Origin of the sequence: Cupriavidus cauae (assembly GCF_008632125.1) — a bacterium.
Lineage (GTDB): Bacteria > Pseudomonadota > Gammaproteobacteria > Burkholderiales > Burkholderiaceae > Cupriavidus > Cupriavidus cauae.
Window position 1 is genome coordinate 54,704 of record NZ_VWRN01000035.1, and the last position, 19,861, is coordinate 74,564.

The window sequence follows — 19,861 nt, forward strand, 5'->3', positions numbered from 1 at the left end:
ATGCTGCCCGCTTGGCCCCGCAAGCCGCCATTTTGGCCGAATGCGAGGGCTAGCGGCCCGGCATGCGGGCCGCGGCCTCGGCCGTGGCGGTCGCTGTCCGCGCCGGCAGGTCGGCGGCGCCCTGGTGGCGCCGGCCCAGCCACCACCCAAGCAAGCCCCAGACCAGGGCCAGCACGGCACCGGTCAGGGCGACCACCGCCGGATGGCCGGCCAGCGCGTCGATGCCGGTCTTGACCCAGGCGCTGACCGCATCGCCGGCGCGGTAGACCATCGTGTCGATGACGTTCTTGGCCTTGTACTTGGTCTCGGCATCGACCACGGTGAACAGCATCTCGCGGCCGGGCCGCACCAGCGCGTACTCGCCGACGCGGCGCAGCACCATCACGCCGGCCAGCACGCCGAACACCGGCCAGATCGCCAGCAGCACGAAGCCGCCCGCCACGGCCAGGGGCACCACCGTCAGCAGCGCGGTCACGCCGTAGCGCCGCGCGATCTGGCCGGAGAAAAACAGCTGGATCGCGATGGTGGCGGCCTGCACGATCGCGTCGATCGCGCTGAACACGCGCGTCTGCTCGGTGCGGTCGGGGAAAGTCTCCGCGACCAGCCGCGCCTGTTCGAAGTACAGGAAGGTGCTGGCGGTCGACAGCAGGATCACGAACAGCGCGATGCCGAGCAGATAGCGCGAGCGGGCGATCAGCGTCAGGCCGGCCAGCAGGCTGCCGCCGATGGGATCGCGCGGATCGTCGCGCGCGGGGCCGGCATGGTGCGTGGGTGCGGCGCTCGCCGCGGCATCGCGCGGCGCGATGGACCCGGCGCCAATGTCAGCCCTGGCCCGGGTCGCGACACCGGTTGCGGTACCGGTTGCGGTACCGATCGCAGTACCGGCTGCGGCACCGGCCGCGGCACCGGCCCCGGCCCGCGCCCGCCACCGGAACAGCCACGCGCAACCCGGCAGCGTCGCCGCCAGCAGCACGGGGGACAGCAGCATCAGCCCGGTCAGCCCGATCGGCCCGACCAGCCATCCCGACAGCAGCGGCCCGGTCAGCCCGCCGACGCTGGCGCCCGCCGCAATCACCGGAAACAGCCGGCGCGCCTGTTCGGGGCGGAACACGTCCGCCATCAGGCTCCACGCGACCGACACCACGAACAGATTGAACACCGACAGCCACACGTAGAACACCCGCGCCAGCCAGACATCGTCGGGCCGCGCGCGCGTGGCGAGCGCGAAGGCCAGCAGATTGGCGATGAAGAAGGCATAGACCCAGGGCACGAAGCGCCGCCGCGGCAGCCGCGAGCTGCACAGGCCGTACAGCGGAATCGCGGCCAGCATCACGACGAAGGTCGCGGTGAACAGCCATTGCAGGTTCTGCACGCCGCCGGCGATGCCCATCGTTTCGCGCACTGGCCGCAGCATGAAGTAGCTGGCGAACAGGCAGAAGAAGAAGCCGAATGCCGCGACTACGGCCGCGTGTTCGCCCGGGCGGATGCCGAGCGCGCCGAGGCGGCCGGGGCCGTGGCCAGGGTTGGGGTGCGGAGGCGGGGCGGCTGCCATGCCCGGCGATTGCGGTGGACGGGCGCTAGGTCAGCAGCGCCGCGATGCGCTCGCGCTGCTGCGCGTCCGGCATGCGGCCGAGCGCCGCGCCGAGGTTGTCGCGCATATGGCGGGGATTGGACGTCGCCGGAATCGCCGCGGTCACCGCCGGATGGCTGACGATGAATTTGAGGAACAGCTGGCCCCAGCTGCTGCAATCGAGCTCGGCCGCCCACGGCGGCAGCTGGCGTCCTTGCACCGCGCGGAACAGCCGCCCGTCCTGGAACGGCCGGTTGATCAGCACGCCGATGCCGCGCTGCCGGCACAGCGGCAGCAGCCGGCGCTCGGCCTCGCGCTCGCCCAGCGAGTAATTGATCTGCACGAAGTCGATCTTTTCGCTGCGCACGATCTGCTCGAGCCGCTCGTGCGCATCGGCGCGATAGTGGGTCACGCCGATATAGCGGGTCTTGCCCTGTTCCTGCAGCCGGCGCAGGAAACGCAGGTTCTCTTCCCAGTCGATCAGGTTGTGGACCTGCAGCAGGTCGACGGTGTCGCTGCCCAGCTCCTGCTGCGAGCGCGCCCATTGCGCCGGCGCGCTGCTGCTTGATGCCGAGATCTTGGTGGCGAGGAAGACCTGCCCGCGGCCATTGTGCAGGCGCAACAATTCGCCGGTGACGGCCTCCGCGGCACCATAGCTGGGCGCGGTATCGAGAACGGCGCCCGGCATCCGCAGCAGCAGCGACATCACCTCGGACAGCGGGCTCTGCTGCAGGCCCTGCGTCGGCGCGTCGAAGGTGTCGGCGGTGCCCAGGCCGATCACCGGCAGCGTTTCGCGCGTGCCGGGGATGGCGCGACGCAGCGGGCCAGCGCAGCCGCCCGCGGCCGGCGTGCCGGGGGCTGCGGACGCGGAGGCCGATGCCTGGCCGGGCTGGGCCCGTGCGGCGGACGTCAGCGTGCCCGCCAGCGCGGCGGAGCAGGCAAGGAAGCGGCGACGATCGATGGGCATGGCGTCTCCTGGCGAGCCGGCAACTTCCCGGCCATTGTAGGTAAGACGCGCCGATTTGGCACAGCCGCCGCCGCGGCCTTCCTCCCGCTCAGATCACGGTGGCCAGCCCCAGCGTCAGCAGCAGCGCCACCACCGAAATGATCGTCTCGCAAACGGTCCAGGTCTTGAACGTCTGCGCCACGGTCATGTTGAAGTACTCCTTGACCAGCCAGAAGCCCGCGTCGTTGACGTGCGACAGGATCAGCGAGCCGGCGCCGGTGGCCAGCACCAGCAGCTCGGGGCGCGTGCCCGGGACGCTCGCCGCGATCGGCGCGACGATGCCGGCCGCGGTGGTCATCGCCACGGTGGCCGAGCCGGTCGCGATGCGGATCATCACGGCGACCAGCCAGCCGAGCACCAGCACCGAGACGTTGGCGCCGGTGGCCACTTCCACGATCGAATTCGAGATGCCCGAGTCGCGCAGGATGCGGCCGAAGCCGCCGCCGGCACCGACCACCAGCGTGATGATCGCCGTGGGCGCCACCGATTCGTTGGTGAAGCGCAGGATCGCCTCGCGATTGAAGCCGCGCGCCTTGCCGAAGGTGTAGAAGCTGACCAGCGCGGCGATCAGCAGCGCGATCACCGAGTTGCCGATCAGCTTGAGGAAGTCGTTGGCCCAGGTCTTCGGCGTCGTCACCAGGTCGGCGCCGCTGCCGATCAGCATCAGGATCACGGGCAGCAGGATCGTGAAGACCGTGATGCCGAAGCCCGGCAGCGCCTGGGCCGGCGCGGTGTCGTCGGCTTCCTCGATGAACTGCGCCGCCAGCGGGTTGTCGGCGGGCAGCTTGATATGGCGGTCCATCAGCTTCGCGAAGATCGGACCGGCGATCGCCGCGGTGGGGATGCCCACGATCAGCGCGTACAGGATCGTGCGGCCGATGTCGGCGCCGTAGGCGGTCACCGCCAGCAGTGCCGCCGGATGCGGCGGGATCAGGCCGTGCACCACGGACAGGCCGGCCACCATCGGGATGCCGACCTTGACCATCGAGGTGCCGGTGCGCTGCGCGATATTGAAGGCGATCGGGATCAGCAGCACGAAGCCGACCTCGAAGAACACCGGCAGGCCGACGATGAAGGCGATGGTCGCCATCGCCCAGTGCACGTTCTTCTCGCCGAAGAAGGCGATCAGCGTGCGCGCGATGCGCTCGGCGCCGCCGGACTCGGCCATCATCTTGCCGAGCATCGTGCCCAGGCCCACCACGAGCGCGATATGGCCGAGCGTGCCGCCGACGCCGGCCTCGAACGACTTGACGATCTCGTTCATCGGCATGCCGACCGAGAAGCCGAGCAGCACAGAGACGACCACCAGCGTGATGAAGGGGTTCAGCTTGAATCGCGCGATCAGCACGACCAGCGCGATCACGGCGATCAGCGCATACAGCAACAGCGTGGTTCCGGTGACTGGGACCATGTTGTCTCCTTGGGGTGCGCGGGGCCGGTCGGCGCCGCGGCGTATGAAAGAGGCCGCTGGCGCGGCCCGGTTGGGAAAAGGGAAGGGGAGGCGGCCTGGATTCGCTGTATCCGCCTGTATCCGCGGGATCAGGGCAATGCGCGGAATCGGCGAATCGGCTGAATCAGCGGATTCCGCCGATTCAGCCGCCCGGACGCTTGTAGGCGATGCAGTCGATCTCGACCTTGCAGTCGACCACCATGCTCGACTGCACGCAGGCACGCGCGGGCGGATTGGCGCCGAAATACTGCTTGAAGATCTTGTTGAACGAGGCGAAGTCGCGTGCGTCGTCGAGCCAGACGCCGCAGCGGACCACATGCTCGGGGCCGTAGCCGGCCTCGGCCAGGATCGCCAGCACGTTCCTGATGGCCTGGTGGGTCTGCGCGACGATGCCGCCGTCGACGACCTCGCCATCGACCATCGGCACCTGGCCGGACACATACAGCCAGCCGTCGGCAGCGACCGCGCGTGCGAACGGCATGTGCTGGCCGCCGGTGCCGGTGCCGCCTTCGACGCCAAAGCGTTGGATATCCATGAAGACTCCTTCGAACTGAATACGGGAAACGGTGAGCTTGAAACAGGGGGGGAGCGTGCGGCCTTACGTGTCCGCGATGTTGTCCGCGTTGCGGTTCGCGATGGTGTCCGCGACGGCGGGGACCGGCTCGCCGCGCGGCAGGAAACGCCCGGCGCGCGCGCCGGTGGCGCGCCGCTGCGACCAAGACAGCGTGCCGTTGACCCACACCGCGGCGATGCCCTCGGCCGGCTGCATCGGCTCTGTGAACGTGGCCGCGTCGCGGATCGTCGCGGCGTCGAACAGCACCAGGTCGGCCCAATGGCCTTCGCGCACGAAGCCGCGTCCCGCGAGGCCGAAGCGCTCGGCCGACAGGCCGGTCATCTTGGCGATCGCCATCGTCAGCGGAAACAGCTCGCGGTCGCGCGCATAGTGGCCCAGCACGCGGGGGAACGCGCCCCACAGGCGCGGATGCGGCAGCGGGTCGTTGGGCAGCCCGTCCGAGCCGATCACCGTGGCCGGATGCGCCAGGATGCGGTCGACGTCGGCGTCTTCCATGCAGTGATAGACCGCGCCCGCCGGCTGCAGGCGGCGGGCCGCCTCGTGCAGATCCACCTGCCATTCGGCCGCGATATCGGCGAGCAGGCGTCCGCCCATCGCGGGATGCGGCGTGGACCAGGTCACCATGATGTCGAAGTCGCCGGTGACCTGCTTCAGGTCCAGCGTCGACGAACTGGCGGTATAGGGATAGCAGTCGCAGCCAACCGGCTGCCAGCGCTGGGCGGCATCGAGCGCGTCCAGCACCGCGCCGCTGCGGCCCCAGTTGTCCACGCCCGCGCATTTGAGGTGCGAGATCACGACCGGCACGCGGGCATGGCGGCCGATGCGGAAGGCCTCGTCCATCGCGTCGAGGATCTCGGCGAATTCGCTGCGCAGATGCGTGGCGTACAGCGCGCCGGCGCGGGCCAGCGGCTCGGCCAGCGCCAGCACTTCCTCGGTCGGCGCGGCAAAGGCGTTGGCATAGGCGAGGCCGGTCGACAGGCCGAGCGCGCCGTGGTCCAGTGCCTCCTGCAATTGCGCGCGCATCGCGGCGATCTCGTCGGCGCTCGCCGCGCGGTCCAGCCGGTCCAGATGATTGCTGCGCAGCGCCGTGTGGCCGACCAGCGCGGCCACGTTGACCGCGGGCCGCGCCGACGCGATGGCATCGACGTAGGCCGAAAAGCTCGGATAGCGGAACGCGCTCGCATCGCCCAGCAGGTTCATCGGATCGGGCGGCTCGCCGCGCAGGGCCACCGGTGCCGCGCTGATGCCGCAGTTGCCGACCACCACGGTGGTCACGCCCTGCGACAGCTTCGGCGTCATCTCGGGCTGGCGCACCACGTTGGTGTCGTCGTGCGTGTGGACGTCGATGAAGCCCGGTGCCAGCACAAGCCCGTCGGCCTCGACGACCTCGGCGGCGGCGTCGGCGGCGATGCGTTCGCCGCCATCGTCGTCGGCATCGATGTCGACGATGCGGGCGATGCGGCCGTCGCGCAGCCCGACATCGGCGACGCGCGCGGCGGCGCCCGAGCCGTCGATCACGGTGGCGCCGCGGATCAGCGTGTCATAGGCGAAGAGGGTGTCCGAGCTCGCTGCCATGGTCAGTCTCCGAGCGGCTGACGGCTGTCGCGCATCCCCGCGCTGCCGCGCTCGCCGCTGCCCCGATGCGCGTCCAGCACGTACTTGAGTCGCCGCAGCCGTTCCTGGCTGTCGTCCTGCTGCAGCAACGCCAGCCGCGTGGCCAGCACGTCCAGCACCAGCAACATCGCATAGCGCGAGGCCGACGGCTTGAAGATGAAATCGGTCTCCAGCGCGCGCACGGGCAGCAGCACGTCGGCGCGCGCTGCCAGCGGCGAGCCCAGCGCGGTCACCGCGATCACGCGCGCACCGTATTCGCGCGCGACATCGCAGCTGGCCAGCATCTCGGGCACGCTGCCGCTGACCGAGAAGGCCAGCACCACATCGCCCTTGACGAGCGTGGCCGCGACCATCTGCTGCAGCACCGCGTCCTGATAGCTCGCGACCGGCCGGCCCAGCCGCGCCAATCGATAGCGCGCCTCGTCGGCGAGCCAGGTCGAGCCGCCACCCATGCCGAAAGCGTAGACCATGCGCGCGTCCTGCAACAGGCGCGCGGCGCGTTCGATCTGGGCCTCGTCGATCAGTTGGCGATTGGCCTCGAGCACGGCGACCACGTCCCCATGCAGGCGGTCGGTCAGCGAGGGCGGAGCCGCTTCCGCGCCCGAGTCCGCGCCGACGGTGCCGGGCTCGTGCTGCAGGAAGCGTTGGCCAACCGCGGTCGCGCGCGCCAGCCGCAGCTTCAGGTCGCGCACGTCGCGGCAGCCCAGCGCCTTGGCCAGGCGCGTGACGCTGGCCTCGCTGACGCCGGCCCTGCGGGCCAGCGCATTGATGCTGGCCGAGGCCGCGCCGGCGACGTCCTCCAGGATGACCTGGGCCACCTTCTGCTCGGCCAGCCGCAGCGTCGGGCCGCGCTCGGCGATGCGGGTCAGGATGTCGAAGGCAGCGGGCATGGGCTTGGCGAAGGGGTGCCGGACGTCGGGCCTGGCCTCGGTGAGGCCGGGGCATCGCAGCGTGTTACTTTATAACAAGGATGAAATATCGTAATTTCGCCGCTATCATTACGTCAATCGAAAATTTCGGCAGCGCGCCACAGTGTGTGGCTGGGCGCGGCAAGGCGGACAACGGCATGCGTGATATAAAGTACCAGAGCGGGATCATCGATCCGCTGAACAAGGCGCTCGGCAAGCTGGAGGCGCCGCTGGCGCCCGCCGAGGCCGCCACCGGCTGGCGCCTGCTGGACGAGGAACTGAGCCTGCCGGCCGCGGTGCTGTACGAAAGCCGGCTGGCCCACAACCTTGCCTGGATGCGCCGGTTCATGGACGAATATGGCGTGAAGCTGGCGCCCCATGGCAAGACCACGATGGCGCCCAAGCTGTTCGCGCGGCAGCTCGAGGCCGGCGCCTGGGGTATCACGCTGGCGACCGCGCAGCAGACCGCCGCCGCCCATGCGCATGGCGTCAAGCGCGTGCTGATGGCCAACCAGCTGGTGGGCCGGCGCAATATGGAGATCGTCGCCGACCTGCTGCGCGATCCCGATTTCGAATTCTTCTGCCTGGTCGACTCGGCCGAGCTGGTGGACCAGCTCGGCACGTTCTTCCGCGCGCGGGGCCAGCGCCTGCAGGTGCTGCTGGAACTGGGGGTGGAGGGCGGGCGCACCGGCGTGCGCGACGCCGCGCAACAGCAGCAGGTGCTGGACGCGCTGGACCGTTGGTCCGACGCGCTGACGCTGGCCGGCGTGGAGATCTACGAGGGCGTGCTGCAGCAGGAGGCCGATATCCGCGCCTTCCTGCGCCGCACCGTCACGGTGACGCGCGAACTTGCCGCGCAGGGCCGTTTCGGCGCGGGTGCCGAACCTCGCCCGGTGGTGCTGTCCGGCGCGGGCTCGGCCTGGTACGACGTGGTGGCCGAGGAATTCGCCGGCGCCGACATCGGCGCGCCGATCGACATCGTGCTGCGGCCGGGCTGCTATCTGACCCACGACGTCGGCATCTACCGGCAGGCGCAGCAGCGCATCCTGGCCAGCAACCCGGTGGCACGGAAGATGCGAGAGGGTCTGCAGCCCGCCTTGCAGCTGTGGGCCTATGTGCAGTCGATCCCCGAGCCGGACCGCGCGATCGTCGGCATGGGCAAGCGCGACGCCGCCTTCGATGCCGGCATGCCGATTCCGGCGCGGCACTTTCGTCCCGGTTCGGCTGATCGCGGGGCAAAGGACGACGCAAAGGACGGGACAAAGGACGGGGCAAAGGACGGGGCAAGCGCGCGGGGAACCGCGCCGGTCGATACGCCGTCCATACCTTCTCACTGGGAGATCACCGGCATGATGGATCAGCACGCCTATCTGCGGATCGCGCCGGGGGACGATGTGCGGGTCGGCGACATGATCGCCTTCGATATCTCGCACCCTTGCCTGACCTTCGACAAGTGGCGGCATATTCCGGTGCTGGACGACGAACTGCGCGTGGTCGATATCGTGCAGACCTTCTTCTGAAGTTTCCCGCTTTTTCGGTCCTCCGGTCCTCCGGTTCCCCGGTTCTTCCGTTCCCCTTTCTCCCGTATCCGCGATCGCACCATGAGCATCGATATCCTGGCCTTCGGCGAAGCGCTGGTCGAGTTCAACCAGCAGCCCGACGCGCCCGAACGCTATCTGCAGGGCTTCGGCGGCGATACCTCCAACTTCTGCATCGCCGCCGCGCGCCAGGGTGCGCAGACGGGCTTCATCAGCGCGGTGGGCGCCGACAGTTTCGGCGAGCGCCTGCTGGCGCTGTGGACGCAGGAGCGTGTCGATACCCGCCATGTGCGCACCGACCCGCGGGCGCCGACCGGCGTCTACTTCGTCAGCCACGACAACCACGGCCATCGCTTCGACTATCTGCGCGCCGGCTCGGCGGCGAGCTGCTACAGCCATGACGATCTGCCGCAGCAGGCGATCGCCGAAGCGCGCTATCTGCATCTGTCCGGCATCAGCCTGGCGATCAGCAACACCGCCTGCGATGCCGGGCTCGCGGCAATGGAGCTGGCGCGCAAGGCGGGCGTCAAGATCTCGCTGGACACCAATCTGCGGCTGCGGCTGTGGTCGCTGGCCCGCGCGCGCGGCATCATGCGCGAAGCGCTCGGGATGACCGATATCTGCCTGCCGAGCTGGGACGATGTCACGGTGCTGACCGGGCTCGACGACCGCGACGCCATCGTCGACCATCTGCTCGGCTGCGGCGTGAAACTGGTCGCGCTCAAGCTGGGCGAAGAGGGCGCCTACGTGGCGACGACGGATGCGCGCGCCCTGGTGCCCGCGTATCCGGTGCAGCCGCTCGACGCCACCGGGGCCGGCGATTGCTTCGGCGGCAGCTTCGTCGCGCGGCTCGCCGCCGGCGACGATCCCTTCGACGCGGCCCGCTATGCCAACGTGGCCGCCGCGCTGTCGACCACCGGCTATGGCGCGGTCGCGCCGATTCCCTCGGCGGAAACGGTGCTGGCGCGGCTGGCCGAATCCGTCTCGGTGATCCGATGATGGCGCCGGTCCGCGCTCGCGGTGCTGCCGCGCGGCTGTCGCGCACGCTGGACCGGCTGGCGGGGCTGCGGCTGGATCTGCGCGTGCTGAAGCGGCCGACGCTTCCTTTCAACCCGTACCGACTTCTTTCCCGATAACGCCATGCCCAGCCAATCTCCCTCGCTGATCGACCGCCTGGCCGGCGTGCCGGTCATTCCCGTGCTCGAGTTCCACTCCGTCGACGAGGCGCTGCGCGTCTCCGAGGCGCTGGTGGCCGGCGGCCTGCCGGTGCTCGAAATCACGCTGCGCACGCCGGTCGCCATCGAGGCGATGCGCGCGGTCGCCGCGGCCTTGCCGCAGGCAGTGGTCGGCGCCGGTACCGTGCTCGATGTCGCGCAGTTGCATGCGGTGCGCGATGCCGGCGCGCAGTTCGCCGTCTCGCCCGGGCTGACACCGCGGCTCGCCGAAGGCGCACGCGATGCCGGCATTTCGCTGCTGCCGGGGGTTGCGACCGCCAGCGAGGCGATGGCCGCGCTCGAGGCCGGCTTTACCTTCCTGAAGTTCTTCCCGGCCGAGGCCGCCGGCGGCATGCCGATGCTGAAGTCGCTGAACGGGCCGCTGCCGCGGCTGCGCTTCTGCCCGACCGGCGGCATCGACGCGGCGCGTGCGCCGGCCTATCTGGCGCTGCCGAACGTGGTCTGCGTCGGCGGCTCCTGGGTCGTGCCCAAGGACGCGGTCGCCAGCGGCGACTGGGCGCGCATCCGCTCGCTGGCGGAAGAGGCCGCGGCGCTGCGGCGCAGCTGAGCGCGGGCTTCCTGCCGCGCTCTTGCGGCGCTCCTTCGGTCCTTCTTTCGAGCGCCTTTCGCGCTCGTGCGGCGCCCGTCCGGCGCTTGTCCGGCGCTTGTCCGGGTCCGTCCGGCGCCGGCAAGCGCTCGGCATGCGCTCGGCATGCGCCAGCCCGGCGCGCCTCGCGCGCTGCAGCACGGCCGTTGGCCTGCTGTCGGACAAAGGCGGATTGTCCGGGCCGTCGGCGCCACCTAAGCTGACAGCATCCGGACTGATGGAGTCGGCATGACGGCGTTTGCGGTGTCGTGGGGGAAAGCGAGGCCGCGCACGGCGAGCTGGTTGCGCTGGCTCGCCACGGTGACGCTGGCGCTGAGCGCTTCCGCCTGCGCCAGCCTGCCGCAGGATGTACCACGCCGGCCCTCGACCGCCTTCGCCGGCTGGGCCGATACGCCGCTGGGCCAGGTCGTCGCCCGCAGTACGCCGGACCCGGCACTGTCCGGCTTCCACCTGGTGTCGTCCGGCGAAGAGGCCTACGGCACGCTGATCACGCTGGCCGACCGCGCCACCCGTTCCCTCGATCTGCAGTACTACATCGTTGCCGCCGACGAATCGTCGCGCGAGATCCTGCGCCGCGTGCGCGCGGCCGCCGAGCGCGGCGTGCATGTGCGGCTGCTGGTCGACGACCTGCACAGCGACGGCAAGGACCCGGCCTTCCTGCGTTTCGCACGCCATCCCAATATCGAGGTGCGCTACTTCAATCCGTTTCCCGCGGGGCGCTTCTCCAAGCTGACGCGCTTCATCAGCGTGGTCGGCGACGCCCGCCGGGTCAACCGGCGCATGCACAACAAGGTCTTCATCGCCGACAACGCGATGGCGATGACCGGCGGCCGCAATATCGGCAACGCGTATTTCCTGCGCGCGCCGGATACCAACTTCGTCGATCTCGACGTGGTGGTGGCCGGCCCCGCGGTGCGCAGGCTGTCGGCGGGCTTCGACGAGTACTGGAACAGCCAGTACGCCTATCCGGTGGAGGCACTCGCCAATCCGAACGAGGCGGCGCCGGGACCGGCGGGCACGCCGCCGGGTTCGGGCGTGCAGGCCGCCGGTAATCGGGAAACGGAAGGGGCGGGCGGATCGTCCGGCTCGGGTTCCGGCAGATCGGGCGTTGGCGGATCGGCCTCCGGTGCATCGGGCTCTGGTGGTTCGGGCTCCGGTGGATCGACCGGTTCGAGCGGTTCGTCTTCGCCGCCCGCGCCCGAGCAGGCGCTGGTCGACGAGGCCGCGCAGCGCGAGGCCGAGCAGAAGCGGCTGGAGGCGAGCGGCATGACGGCGCCGCAGAAGATCGATCCGAACAAGAGCTTCCTGGCGCGCGAGCTGATCCGCGGCGGCAAGCTGAACTTCGAATGGGCGCGCGCCAGCGTGCTGGTCGACAACCCCGCCAAGGTCGAGCCCGACAAGCTGCCGGACAGCGACGACACGCTGGCCGACGAGGTCGCGCGGATGATGAACGAGGCGCGGCAGGAGATCATCATCATTTCGCCGTACCTGGTGCCGGGCAAGCGCGGCGTCGAATGGCTGACCGGCCTGGCCCGTCGCGGGGTCAAGATACGCGTACTGACGAACTCGCTGGCGGCGACCGATTCGCCGATCGTGCACGTCGGCTACAAGCGTTATCGGAAGGAGCTGCTGCGCGCCGGCGTCGAGCTGCACGAGCTGAAGTCACGGCTGCATCGGCAGCAGCGCGCGGTGGGGGATTTCAAGTCCTCGCAGGCGAGCCTGCATGTCAAGGCGGCGGTGGTGGACCGCACCACGCTGTTCGTCGGCTCGATGAACTTCGATCCGCGCTCGATCACGCAGAACACCGAGACCGGCATCATCGTGCGCAACGAGCGGCTGGCGGGGCAGGTGGCGCAGCTGTTCACGGGCGCGATCGGCGTCAACAGCTGGCGCCTGCGGCTGTCGGAGGACGACAAGCTGCAATGGGTGGACGGGCAGGGCAAGCAGGCGGTGGTGCTCGATACCGAGCCGGATACCACCTGGTCGCAGCGCTTCTGGATCGACGTGCTGACGCCCTTTACGCCGGAAGAGCTGCTGTAAGCCGCCGGCAGCGGCAAGGCGCCGGCTGCATCAAGGCACCCGCTGCCCAGGCTCCGATTGCAGCAAGGCGCCGACTACTGGAGGCGCCGGCAGGCCGCCGCGCATCTGGCGGGCGGCCTGCCGGGTTGCCTGCCTGGCTTACTTGTGACGATCCGCCGCGCCTTCGAGCTTTTGCCCGCCGCGCTGGATGTCCTGGCCGAGCCCGGCCATCGTGTTGCAGCCGGTCAGCAGCACAGCCAGCATCAGACCGAAAATCCAACCTTTTTTCACACTGCGCTCCTTTTGAGATGTTGCGAACGGGGCGATTTTACAATTGGTGCGGCCCGCTGCGCACAGGGCAGTGTGGCTATTTGTAACGGCCGGCCGGGCGGACGAACGGGCAGGGCGCCGAAGGGGCGCAGAGCGGACGCAAAACGGATGCGGAAGGTGCCGGAAGGGGCAACGAAGGGGGGACGGTGCCCTCCCTAGACGTAGGCGATCAGCCTTCCGGCCGCGATCACCAGCGTCCAGGTCAGCAGCGACAGCACCGCCGCGGTGCGGGCCGCGCGCGGCGGCCGGACGCCGACGTTCCAGTCGGCCACGGCAGCGCCGCTGCGGGCCTCGCCCGGGCCGGCCGCCCGCTGCAGGGCCCGGTACGGCCACAAATGAAACGCCAGGGCATTGAGCAGCCCCAGGGCGATCAGGGCCAGCTTGGCATACAGCGCGGGATTGGTCGCCAGTTCGTCCGCATGCGCCAGCAACAGCAGGACGCCGCTGATCGCCACCGCGACGAAGGCTGCCATCGTCAGCGGCAGAACCTGGCGCAGCAGCGCCGTCACCGGCAGATTGCGCCAGAGCCCGGCGAGGCGCAGATCGACCACGGCGATGGTGCCGAACAGCAGCGCCATGCCGGCCAGGTGGACGATCTCGACCAGCGGATAGGCCCAGGCGGAAGCGCGCAGCGCGCTCGACAGCGGCAACGCCGCCAGCGTCGCGCCGAGTTCCGTCAGCGATGCCACGGCGGGCGGGGCAGGCCGATCAGCGCAGTTCGACGGTCTGGCCGTCGAGCACGATCCGCTCGGCGCGCATCTCGTCGCCGTGTTCCTTGCTGGGATAGCCGACGATGGTGACCTCGCGGCCGACCGCGACCTTGTCGGCGGTCGCCCCGCGCGCCTGCATCCGCGAGATCGGCGCCAGCACGGCGAGCCAGCGCTTGCCGTTGGCATCGATCCGCACCATCGCGTGCGGGTTCTCGTATTTGACCTCGGTCAGCTTGCCGGTCAGCGTGATCGGCTTGCTGTCGTCATAGCTGGACCAGCCGTGATGGGCGGCGGCCGGGCCGGCCAGCAGGGCGGCGAGCGCCGCGGCGCAGGAAAGCGCGGCCAACGGGGCGGCGCGCATCGCTGGGAACCGGTGGAACGGGCGGGACAAAGCGGACAGGCGGGACAAGCGGGACAGGTGGGACATGGCGGATCTCCGTAACGGCAGGCAGCGGGCGGGCAGCGGACGGAACGCATGGAAGCGGACGGCGGGCTCCGTCCGCTGCTGAGTATAGCTCCCGCTAGCCGGTCGTATCGGGCTCCGGCCCTTCCTCGGAGGGCAGCGGGGTGGCCAGCACCTTGTCGATGCGCTTGCCGTCCATATCGACGATCTCGAACTTCCAGTCCAGCCAGCTGACCGAGTCGGCGATCTGCGGCAGCCGTCCCAGCAGCAGCAACAGCATGCCCGACAGCGTGTGATAGCGCTCCTTGTCCTCCTCCGGCACGCTGCGCAGGCCGATGCGGTCCTTGAGCTCGGGGATCGGGATCAGGCCGTCGAGCAGCCAGGAGCCGTCCTCGCGCTGCACCGCCCATTCGTCGCCGGCGATGTCCGGCTTGAACTCGCCTGTGATCGCCTCGATCAGGTCCTGCAGCGTGACGATGCCCAGCACCTCGCCGTACTCGTCGATGACGAAGGCCATCTGCCCGCCGGACGAGCGGAAATGTTCGAGCAGCTCCATGCCGGTGACGCTCTCGGGCACATAGACCGGGGCCTGCATCACCGCCGCCAGGTCGGTGGCCTCGCCGCGCAGCTTGCGCGCCAGCAGCTGGCGCGCGCTGACCACGCCGATCACGTCGTGCATGCCGCCGCGCACCACCGGAAAGCGCGAATGGTCCGACTCCTCGATGCGGCGCAGGTTTTCCTCCAGCGGCAGTTCGACGTCGAGGCTGATCACGTCGCCGCGCGGCACCATCAGCGAAGTCAGCTGGCGGTCGTCGAGCCGGAACACGTTGCGCACCATGGTGTGCTCGTGGCGCTCGATCACGCCGGCCTCCGAGCCCTCGACCAGCAGCGCGTGGATTTCTTCCTCGGTGACCGCGGGGCCGGCGCCGCTCTTGACGCCGATCAGCCGCAGCACCAGCCGCGTCGAGCTCGACAGCAGCTTGACGAAGGGCGTCGAGGCGATCGCCAGCCAGGACAGCGGCCGCGCGACGGCGCGCGCCAGCGTTTCGGGCGCCAGCTGGCCCAGCCGCTTGGGCACCAGCTCGCCGAGCACGATGGAAAAGTAGGTCAGGCCCGCGACCACGATCGCGGTCGCCACGTAGCCCGCGGTGGGCTGCGCCATACCGAGTCCCTGCAGCCAGATGCCGAGCGGCTGTGCCAGCGCGGACTCGCCCACCACGCCGTTGAGCACCCCGATCGACGTGATGCCGATCTGCACGGTGGACAGGAAGCGGGTCGGATCCTCGCCCAGCTTGACCGCCTCGATCGCGCCGCGGTCGCCCTCGTCGATCAGCTTCTGCAGGCGGGCCTTGCGGGCCGAAACCAGCGCGATCTCCGACATGGCGAACACGCCGTTGAGCAGGATCAGCGCCAGCAGGATGGCTATTTCCATCGGGTTGCGCGCCCTACGCGCGCGGGTGTTGTCGAGCCGTCAAGCATAACATCGGCATGTGGCCGGTCCGGCTTCGGTCCGGCTTCGGTACGGCGTTCATTACCTGGCAGGTTATCGCCAGCGCGCGCACCGCATGCTGTAATGCGGCCATGGACACGCTGACCCCCGCCTCCGAAACCGCCCTCGACTTTCCCGCCCTGCTGCGCTACTGGCGCGGGCGCCGCGGCTACAGCCAGCTGGCGCTGTCGCTTGCCGCGGGCGTGTCGCAGCGGCATATCAGCTTTCTCGAATCGGGCCGCGCCCGGCCCAGCCGCGAGATGATCCTCGCGCTGTCGGACCGGCTCGGCGTGCCGCTGCGCCAGCGCAACCGGCTGCTGCTGGCGGCGGGCTTCGCCCCCGCGTACAGCGAGCATGCGCTGGCCGAACCACCGCTGCAGATGGTGCGCCAGGCCATCGCGCTGATCCTGGCCAAGCAGGAGCCGTACCCCGCCGTGGTGCTGGACCGCTTCTGGAATATCAGCGACGCCAACCGTGCCTATCGCCGCATGGTCGACGCGCTGCTCGACGGACGTCCCGCGGCGGTGCTGCCCGAGGGCCTGGGCAACGATGCCGGCGGCGGCCCGCGCATCAACCTGATGCTGACCGTGTTCGATCCGCAGGGCCTGTGGCCGCTGATCGAGAACGCCCATCAGGTCGGCCGCTATCTGCTGCGCCGGGTCTGGCAGGAGCTGCAGGCGCAGGCGCACGACCGCGTCGCGCGCGAGATCTTCGCCCGCATCGCGCAATGGCATCCGGAGATGATCGGGCCGGGCGGCGTGCCGCATGCCGACGAGGAAGCCAGCGAGGGCCCGCTGCCGCCGGTGCTGCCGGTGGTGCTGCGCGCCGAGGGCTTCCAGGCCTCGCTGTTCTCGACGCTGACCACGCTGGGCAATCCGCACGACGTCACGCTGCAGGAACTGCGGATCGAATGCTTCTTCCCGGCCGACGAACCGTCGCGCCTCGCGCTCGAGGCGCTGGGGCGCGACGCCGAGCCCGCCGCCGTTCAGAACCGGTAGCGCAGATAGGCGGTATGGAAGTCCGAGCCGGGATTGGGCTTCTTGATGCCGGCATTCGAGATGTGCTGGTAGCGGTAGCCGATCGCGAAGCGCTGGTCCTTGCCGAACGCGATGCCGACGCCCGCCATGTCCGAGAACTGGAACGCGGTCGACATGGTGTGGTTGTCCGACGTTCGCGTTCCGCTCATCAACCGCACGCCGATCGATGCCTCGAGGAAGGGCACCCACCGATGGCGCTGCCACGCCAGCCTGAACACCGGCTGCGCGCCGATCTCCCACAGGTTGCGCGGATTGGCGTCGCTGGTGCTGTCCCAGCGCGCGACATTGAGCTCCCACGACAGCCCGAGCCGCAGGCCCATCGGGTCGCCCCAGCCGAAGCCGGAGTCCCAGCCGAAGGCGATATCGACCTTGCGCACGTCGGTGCGGCTGTCGGTGCCGTAGCCGATCTGCACGGTGGGGTCGGCCCATGCCGCGCTGCCGGCAATCAGCAGGGGCAGGGCGGCGAGCCAGCGCAGCGCGCGCGTGGCGTGACGGGAAGGGGAAGGGCGGCGGGACAGGCGGGCAAGCGGATTGTCGTCGAATGGCATCGTGATCGCGGCAAGAAAAACGGGAACGGGAAACGCGGGCGAGAGCGCGGAAAGCCTGCGCGGCGCCGGGAATTCGATGCCCGCATGGCGGGCGCGGCGTCGGCGCAAGTCGTTTAGTTGTAGTACAGATCGGGCGCTTACGCCGCATCGCGTGCTAACATCGCAACGCCGGCGCGGGCCTCCGCCCCCGGGAATCGGGCCACGATTCCTCGAAGGGCAAGCGCGTTTCGCCGGTTTCGTTACGTCTTCAGGGCGGGGTGAAAGTCCCCACCGGCGGTATGCCGAACGCGTTCTCCGACGCGCCGGCGAGCCCGCGAGCGCCCGCGTCGATCCATGTTTTCCTTTGTCTGGTACATGGATTCGCGCGGGGTCAGCAGACCTGGTGAGAGGCCAGGGCCGACGGTCATAGTCCGGATGAAAGAAGATGGGCGAGCAAGCATCGCTGCCGCTTCACTGCCGCTTCCCTGCGGTCAGGCTGGAACGGCGCGGGCCTGCGCGGTCGGGTGCCTCGTGCATGCGGCTCCGCGGTTCGTTGCCTTGCCATGCGCGAGTGGGCGGCGTCGTGAACGATCACGCAGGTCGGCTTCGGGCCGGCTCTCGTGCGCGCTCCCGCTTGTGACGCCAATCCCCTGAAACGCCCGTTGATCTTTACGCAAGGAGCGTTTCAATGCTGTCCGCTATCTCTTCCCACGATATCGCTTCCCCCGACCACGCCGCCTCCGCGCAGGCCGCCGTCGACCCTGCCGCCGCCATCGTGCCGGCGCTTCCCCACGATCTGCCGACCCGCATCGAGCAGGCCCTGCAGGCCATGCGCGAGGGCCGTCCCGTGGTGCTGATGGACGACCACGACCGCGAGAACGAGGCCGACCTGATCGTCGCCGCCGAGCGGCTGACGCCGGGCAATATGGCGATGCTGATCCGCGAATGCAGCGGCATCGTCTGCCTGTGCCTGACGCGCGAGAAAGTCGCGCGGCTGGGCCTGCGGCCGATGGTCGAGAACAATCGCAGCCAGTACGGTACCGCGTTCACGGTGTCGATCGAGGCGAGCACCGGTGTCACCACCGGCGTCAGCGCGGCCGACCGGATCACCACGATCCGCGCCGCGATCGCCGACGACGCGGGGCTCGACGCGGTGGTCAGTCCCGGCCATGTGTTTCCGCTGGTGGCCGCCGACGGCGGCGTGCTGACCCGGCGCGGCCATACCGAGGGATCGGTCGATCTCGCGCGGCTGGCGGGCCTGTCTCCGGCCGCGGTGCTGTGCGAGCTGATGAATCCGGATGGCACGATGGCCCGCTACGAGCAGGCGCTGGTCTTCGCCGCGCAGCACGATCTGCCGGTGCTGACCATCGCCGAACTGGTGGCCTGGCGAGAGCAGGGGCACTGAGGCCTGGGGGCGGACCGTTCCGGCCGCGGCGGCGCGTCGCTGTGCGACAATGCCGCCTGTCGCGCGGCCCATGCATCATCGTGGGCCGCGCCTGCCGCCGGTCCCCGGGCCGTCCCCGTTTCACCAACGCGCCCCGCATCATGTCGTCTCGTGCCGCCACGCCCGCACCGCGCCGCCGCGCTCTCAGCGCCGGCGTCGCGCCGTTTCGTTACCGTTCCGCCGAATCCACCGCATCCAGATCGATCGCGCCGCTGCTGCTGCTGGCCGTCACGCTGACGCTCGCGCCCGCGCTCAGTCCCGATGCCCACGCCGACACCGCTCGCGGCAAGGTGCTGCCCGCGGCGGCCGCCGGGCTCTATCAATGCCAGGGGCCGAACGGCGGCACCGTCTTTCGTTCGACGCCGCGCGAAGGCTGCGTGACGCTGGCCGCGCCGGACCCGTCCGCTCCGGACCCGCAGCGCTGGCTGCCGTTGATGGGCGCCAATGGCGTGATCTCTTATCTGGACCAGCGTTCGGTGCGCCGCAAGGGCGCGCGCATCGGCGTCGTCGTGATGCGCAACGCGCCGGTCGGCGGCGCCATCCACACGACCAGCGGCGAGCCGATCCAGTCGTCGCTGCGGCGCATGGTGCTGGACTGCGCCACGTCGATGTACGCGGTGGTCGAGCAGACGCTGTTTCCGCGCCGTTTCGCGCGCGGCGAACCGCTTTATACGATCCGTTCGCCGCAGCGGGCCACGCCGCAGGTGGCCTCATCGGGCTCGCTGGCCAGCGAGATGATGGCGCGCCTGTGCCGCTGAGCTCTGCGCCGAACGGCTTTTCCTTGTTTCCTATTCTTCGTCGACAGCCCGCGCCCGCCAGCGGCCGTCCGGCTGCCTGCAGAACCAGCCGGTCCAGCTTTCCTCGTTGCTGGACCGCTGCAGCTCGCTGCGAATCTGGCGGCAGGGCTGGCCGTGGTCGGTCTTGCTCTGCAGCGGCGTGATCCTGGCGTAGGTGGCCGGGCGCCGCGGCGTGGCCTGGGTTCGCCACGAGACCGGGGTGCCGTCCTCGGTCGTGTTCAATGCGCGATTGACCGCGGAGGCGAAGGCGCGCGCCTCGCTCTGCGTCATCGTGCCGACGATCGTGCTCGCCAGATAGTGGTCGACATAAGCCCATGTCGGCGCCGCCGCGCACAGGGCCAGCGCAAACACCAGTGCACGCGCCAGTGCACGCGCCAGTGCAAACGCCAGTGCAGGCGCAAGGCGCCGCGGCAGCGGCAGCCGGGCGCGCGCCGAATGCGGCATCGGCAGGCGGGCAGGCGCTGCGTGCGGCATCGCATCCCCCTTGTCAGCGTGGTGGGCGTGGTCGGCCCGGTTTCACGCGGGCGCGCCATCGAACGGATCGGTCGATTGTAGTGCGCGCCGACACGCGGCGCGGCTCGCGCGCGCCGGCCTGCGTGTTCCGTCCCACCAAGGCAGGGTTTT

General features: G+C 69.9%; 20 protein-coding genes and 1 riboswitch. Of the genes, 8 read left to right on the forward strand and 12 right to left on the reverse strand.

Features of this window, described 5'->3' with window-relative positions; genetic code table 11:
* Positions 1-49: 49 nt before the first annotated feature.
* The 6 genes from F1599_RS13810 to F1599_RS13835 all read right to left on the reverse strand — a co-directional run bounded on the left by F1599_RS13810 (position 50) and on the right by F1599_RS13835 (position 7,104).
* Positions 50-1,552, reverse strand: a complete 1,503-nt coding sequence (locus F1599_RS13810; protein WP_150083437.1) for an NTP/NDP exchange transporter — start codon at positions 1,550-1,552, stop codon at positions 50-52.
* Between the two features lie 25 nt (positions 1,553-1,577).
* Entirely contained in the window at positions 1,578-2,537 is a 960-nt protein-coding gene (locus F1599_RS13815) for an aldo/keto reductase (protein WP_150083438.1), read from the reverse strand.
* 88 nt (positions 2,538-2,625) lie between these two features.
* The gene (locus tag F1599_RS13820; protein WP_149318135.1) at positions 2,626-3,987 is read right to left on the reverse strand and encodes a GntP family permease; all 1,362 of its coding nucleotides are present in this window, start codon (positions 3,985-3,987) and stop codon (positions 2,626-2,628) included.
* A 181-nt stretch (positions 3,988-4,168) separates the two neighbouring features.
* A complete protein-coding gene (locus tag F1599_RS13825; protein WP_006579898.1) occupies positions 4,169-4,561 on the reverse strand; it encodes a RidA family protein in 393 nt (130 codons plus the stop codon).
* Between the two features lie 63 nt (positions 4,562-4,624).
* Positions 4,625-6,175, reverse strand: coding sequence for an N-acyl-D-amino-acid deacylase family protein (locus F1599_RS13830; protein WP_150083439.1), 1,551 nt, complete (start codon positions 6,173-6,175; stop codon positions 4,625-4,627).
* A gap of 2 nt (positions 6,176-6,177) precedes the next feature.
* Entirely contained in the window at positions 6,178-7,104 is a 927-nt protein-coding gene (locus F1599_RS13835; RefSeq protein ID WP_150083440.1) for a MurR/RpiR family transcriptional regulator, read from the reverse strand.
* Between the two features lie 176 nt (positions 7,105-7,280).
* On the opposite strand from F1599_RS13835, the gene F1599_RS13840 reads away from it, so the two are divergent.
* The 5 genes from F1599_RS13840 to F1599_RS13855 all read left to right on the forward strand — a co-directional run bounded on the left by F1599_RS13840 (position 7,281) and on the right by F1599_RS13855 (position 12,521).
* A complete protein-coding gene (locus F1599_RS13840; RefSeq protein WP_150083441.1) occupies positions 7,281-8,642 on the forward strand; it encodes an amino acid deaminase in 1,362 nt (453 codons plus the stop codon).
* A gap of 81 nt (positions 8,643-8,723) precedes the next feature.
* Positions 8,724-9,659, forward strand: coding sequence for a sugar kinase (locus tag F1599_RS13845; RefSeq protein ID WP_150083442.1), 936 nt, complete (start codon positions 8,724-8,726; stop codon positions 9,657-9,659).
* Positions 9,656-9,796, forward strand: coding sequence for a hypothetical protein (locus F1599_RS25850; RefSeq protein ID WP_190286355.1), 141 nt, complete (start codon positions 9,656-9,658; stop codon positions 9,794-9,796). Before F1599_RS13845 ends, F1599_RS25850 begins: the two co-directional genes overlap by 4 nt.
* 4 nt (positions 9,797-9,800) lie before the next feature.
* The gene (locus tag F1599_RS13850) at positions 9,801-10,442 is read left to right on the forward strand and encodes a bifunctional 4-hydroxy-2-oxoglutarate aldolase/2-dehydro-3-deoxy-phosphogluconate aldolase (protein WP_149318140.1); all 642 of its coding nucleotides are present in this window, start codon (positions 9,801-9,803) and stop codon (positions 10,440-10,442) included.
* Between the two features lie 267 nt (positions 10,443-10,709).
* Positions 10,710-12,521, forward strand: a complete 1,812-nt coding sequence (locus tag F1599_RS13855) for a phospholipase D family protein (RefSeq protein ID WP_150083443.1) — start codon at positions 10,710-10,712, stop codon at positions 12,519-12,521.
* A 138-nt stretch (positions 12,522-12,659) separates the two neighbouring features.
* On the opposite strand, the gene F1599_RS13860 is transcribed toward F1599_RS13855, so the two are convergent.
* The 4 genes from F1599_RS13860 to F1599_RS13875 all read right to left on the reverse strand — a co-directional run bounded on the left by F1599_RS13860 (position 12,660) and on the right by F1599_RS13875 (position 15,375).
* Complete coding sequence (locus tag F1599_RS13860) at positions 12,660-12,791, reverse strand: entericidin A/B family lipoprotein (protein ID WP_149318142.1); 132 nt, start codon at positions 12,789-12,791, stop codon at positions 12,660-12,662.
* A 194-nt stretch (positions 12,792-12,985) separates the two neighbouring features.
* Positions 12,986-13,519 (reverse strand): hypothetical protein, encoded by a 534-nt coding sequence (locus F1599_RS13865; protein ID WP_150083444.1) that lies wholly within the window; start codon positions 13,517-13,519, stop codon positions 12,986-12,988.
* 19 nt (positions 13,520-13,538) lie between these two features.
* A complete protein-coding gene (locus F1599_RS13870) occupies positions 13,539-13,967 on the reverse strand; it encodes a DUF6152 family protein (RefSeq protein WP_370639462.1) in 429 nt (142 codons plus the stop codon).
* A gap of 94 nt (positions 13,968-14,061) precedes the next feature.
* Positions 14,062-15,375 carry a hemolysin family protein gene (locus F1599_RS13875; protein ID WP_149318145.1) on the reverse strand — a complete coding sequence of 438 codons (1,314 nt, stop codon included), beginning with the start codon at positions 15,373-15,375 and terminating at the stop codon, positions 14,062-14,064.
* 149 nt (positions 15,376-15,524) lie between these two features.
* On the opposite strand from F1599_RS13875, the gene F1599_RS13880 reads away from it, so the two are divergent.
* The gene (locus F1599_RS13880; protein ID WP_149318146.1) at positions 15,525-16,430 is read left to right on the forward strand and encodes a helix-turn-helix domain-containing protein; all 906 of its coding nucleotides are present in this window, start codon (positions 15,525-15,527) and stop codon (positions 16,428-16,430) included.
* Here F1599_RS13880 and F1599_RS13885 read toward each other — a convergent pair.
* Positions 16,418-17,017 carry an acyloxyacyl hydrolase gene (locus F1599_RS13885; RefSeq protein WP_223819630.1) on the reverse strand — a complete coding sequence of 200 codons (600 nt, stop codon included), beginning with the start codon at positions 17,015-17,017 and terminating at the stop codon, positions 16,418-16,420. The two genes, F1599_RS13880 and F1599_RS13885, sit on opposite strands and share 13 nt — an antisense overlap.
* Before the next feature lie 239 nt (positions 17,018-17,256).
* Positions 17,257-17,447, forward strand: a riboswitch (FMN riboswitch).
* Between the two features lie 237 nt (positions 17,448-17,684).
* Here F1599_RS13885 and ribB point away from each other — a divergent pair.
* Together ribB and F1599_RS13895 are read left to right on the forward strand one after the other, a co-directional pair.
* Positions 17,685-18,401: a 3,4-dihydroxy-2-butanone-4-phosphate synthase gene (gene ribB, locus F1599_RS13890; protein WP_150083445.1), complete on the forward strand. Its 717-nt coding sequence runs from the start codon at positions 17,685-17,687 to the stop codon at positions 18,399-18,401.
* Between the two features lie 140 nt (positions 18,402-18,541).
* Positions 18,542-19,198 (forward strand): surface-adhesin E family protein, encoded by a 657-nt coding sequence (locus F1599_RS13895; RefSeq protein ID WP_150083446.1) that lies wholly within the window; start codon positions 18,542-18,544, stop codon positions 19,196-19,198.
* 30 nt (positions 19,199-19,228) lie between these two features.
* Here F1599_RS13895 and F1599_RS13900 read toward each other — a convergent pair whose 3' ends face one another.
* Positions 19,229-19,711: a hypothetical protein gene (locus tag F1599_RS13900; protein ID WP_223819631.1), complete on the reverse strand. Its 483-nt coding sequence runs from the start codon at positions 19,709-19,711 to the stop codon at positions 19,229-19,231.
* Positions 19,712-19,861 lie beyond the last annotated feature (150 nt).

Excerpts from the sequence above, each read along its gene's own strand:
- F1599_RS13810 (WP_150083437.1), bottom strand. The coding sequence starts at position 1,552 with ATGGCAGCCGCCCCGCCTCCGCACCCCAACCCTGGCCACGGCCCCGGC.
- F1599_RS13815 (WP_150083438.1), bottom strand. The coding sequence starts at position 2,537 with ATGCCCATCGATCGTCGCCGCTTCCTTGCCTGCTCCGCCGCGCTGGCG.
- F1599_RS13820 (WP_149318135.1), bottom strand. The coding sequence starts at position 3,987 with ATGGTCCCAGTCACCGGAACCACGCTGTTGCTGTATGCGCTGATCGCC.
- F1599_RS13825 (WP_006579898.1), bottom strand. The coding sequence starts at position 4,561 with ATGGATATCCAACGCTTTGGCGTCGAAGGCGGCACCGGCACCGGCGGC.
- F1599_RS13830 (WP_150083439.1), bottom strand. The coding sequence starts at position 6,175 with ATGGCAGCGAGCTCGGACACCCTCTTCGCCTATGACACGCTGATCCGC.
- F1599_RS13835 (WP_150083440.1), bottom strand. The coding sequence starts at position 7,104 with ATGCCCGCTGCCTTCGACATCCTGACCCGCATCGCCGAGCGCGGCCCG.
- F1599_RS13840 (WP_150083441.1), top strand. The coding sequence starts at position 7,281 with ATGCGTGATATAAAGTACCAGAGCGGGATCATCGATCCGCTGAACAAG.
- F1599_RS13845 (WP_150083442.1), top strand. The coding sequence starts at position 8,724 with ATGAGCATCGATATCCTGGCCTTCGGCGAAGCGCTGGTCGAGTTCAAC.
- F1599_RS25850 (WP_190286355.1), top strand. The coding sequence starts at position 9,656 with ATGATGGCGCCGGTCCGCGCTCGCGGTGCTGCCGCGCGGCTGTCGCGC.
- F1599_RS13850 (WP_149318140.1), top strand. The coding sequence starts at position 9,801 with ATGCCCAGCCAATCTCCCTCGCTGATCGACCGCCTGGCCGGCGTGCCG.
- F1599_RS13855 (WP_150083443.1), top strand. The coding sequence starts at position 10,710 with ATGACGGCGTTTGCGGTGTCGTGGGGGAAAGCGAGGCCGCGCACGGCG.
- F1599_RS13870 (WP_370639462.1), bottom strand. The coding sequence starts at position 13,967 with ATGTCCCACCTGTCCCGCTTGTCCCGCCTGTCCGCTTTGTCCCGCCCG.
- F1599_RS13875 (WP_149318145.1), bottom strand. The coding sequence starts at position 15,375 with ATGGAAATAGCCATCCTGCTGGCGCTGATCCTGCTCAACGGCGTGTTC.
- F1599_RS13880 (WP_149318146.1), top strand. The coding sequence starts at position 15,525 with ATGGACACGCTGACCCCCGCCTCCGAAACCGCCCTCGACTTTCCCGCC.
- F1599_RS13885 (WP_223819630.1), bottom strand. The coding sequence starts at position 17,017 with ATGCCATTCGACGACAATCCGCTTGCCCGCCTGTCCCGCCGCCCTTCC.
- ribB (WP_150083445.1), top strand. The coding sequence starts at position 17,685 with ATGCTGTCCGCTATCTCTTCCCACGATATCGCTTCCCCCGACCACGCC.
- F1599_RS13895 (WP_150083446.1), top strand. The coding sequence starts at position 18,542 with ATGTCGTCTCGTGCCGCCACGCCCGCACCGCGCCGCCGCGCTCTCAGC.
- F1599_RS13900 (WP_223819631.1), bottom strand. The coding sequence starts at position 19,711 with ATGCCGCACGCAGCGCCTGCCCGCCTGCCGATGCCGCATTCGGCGCGC.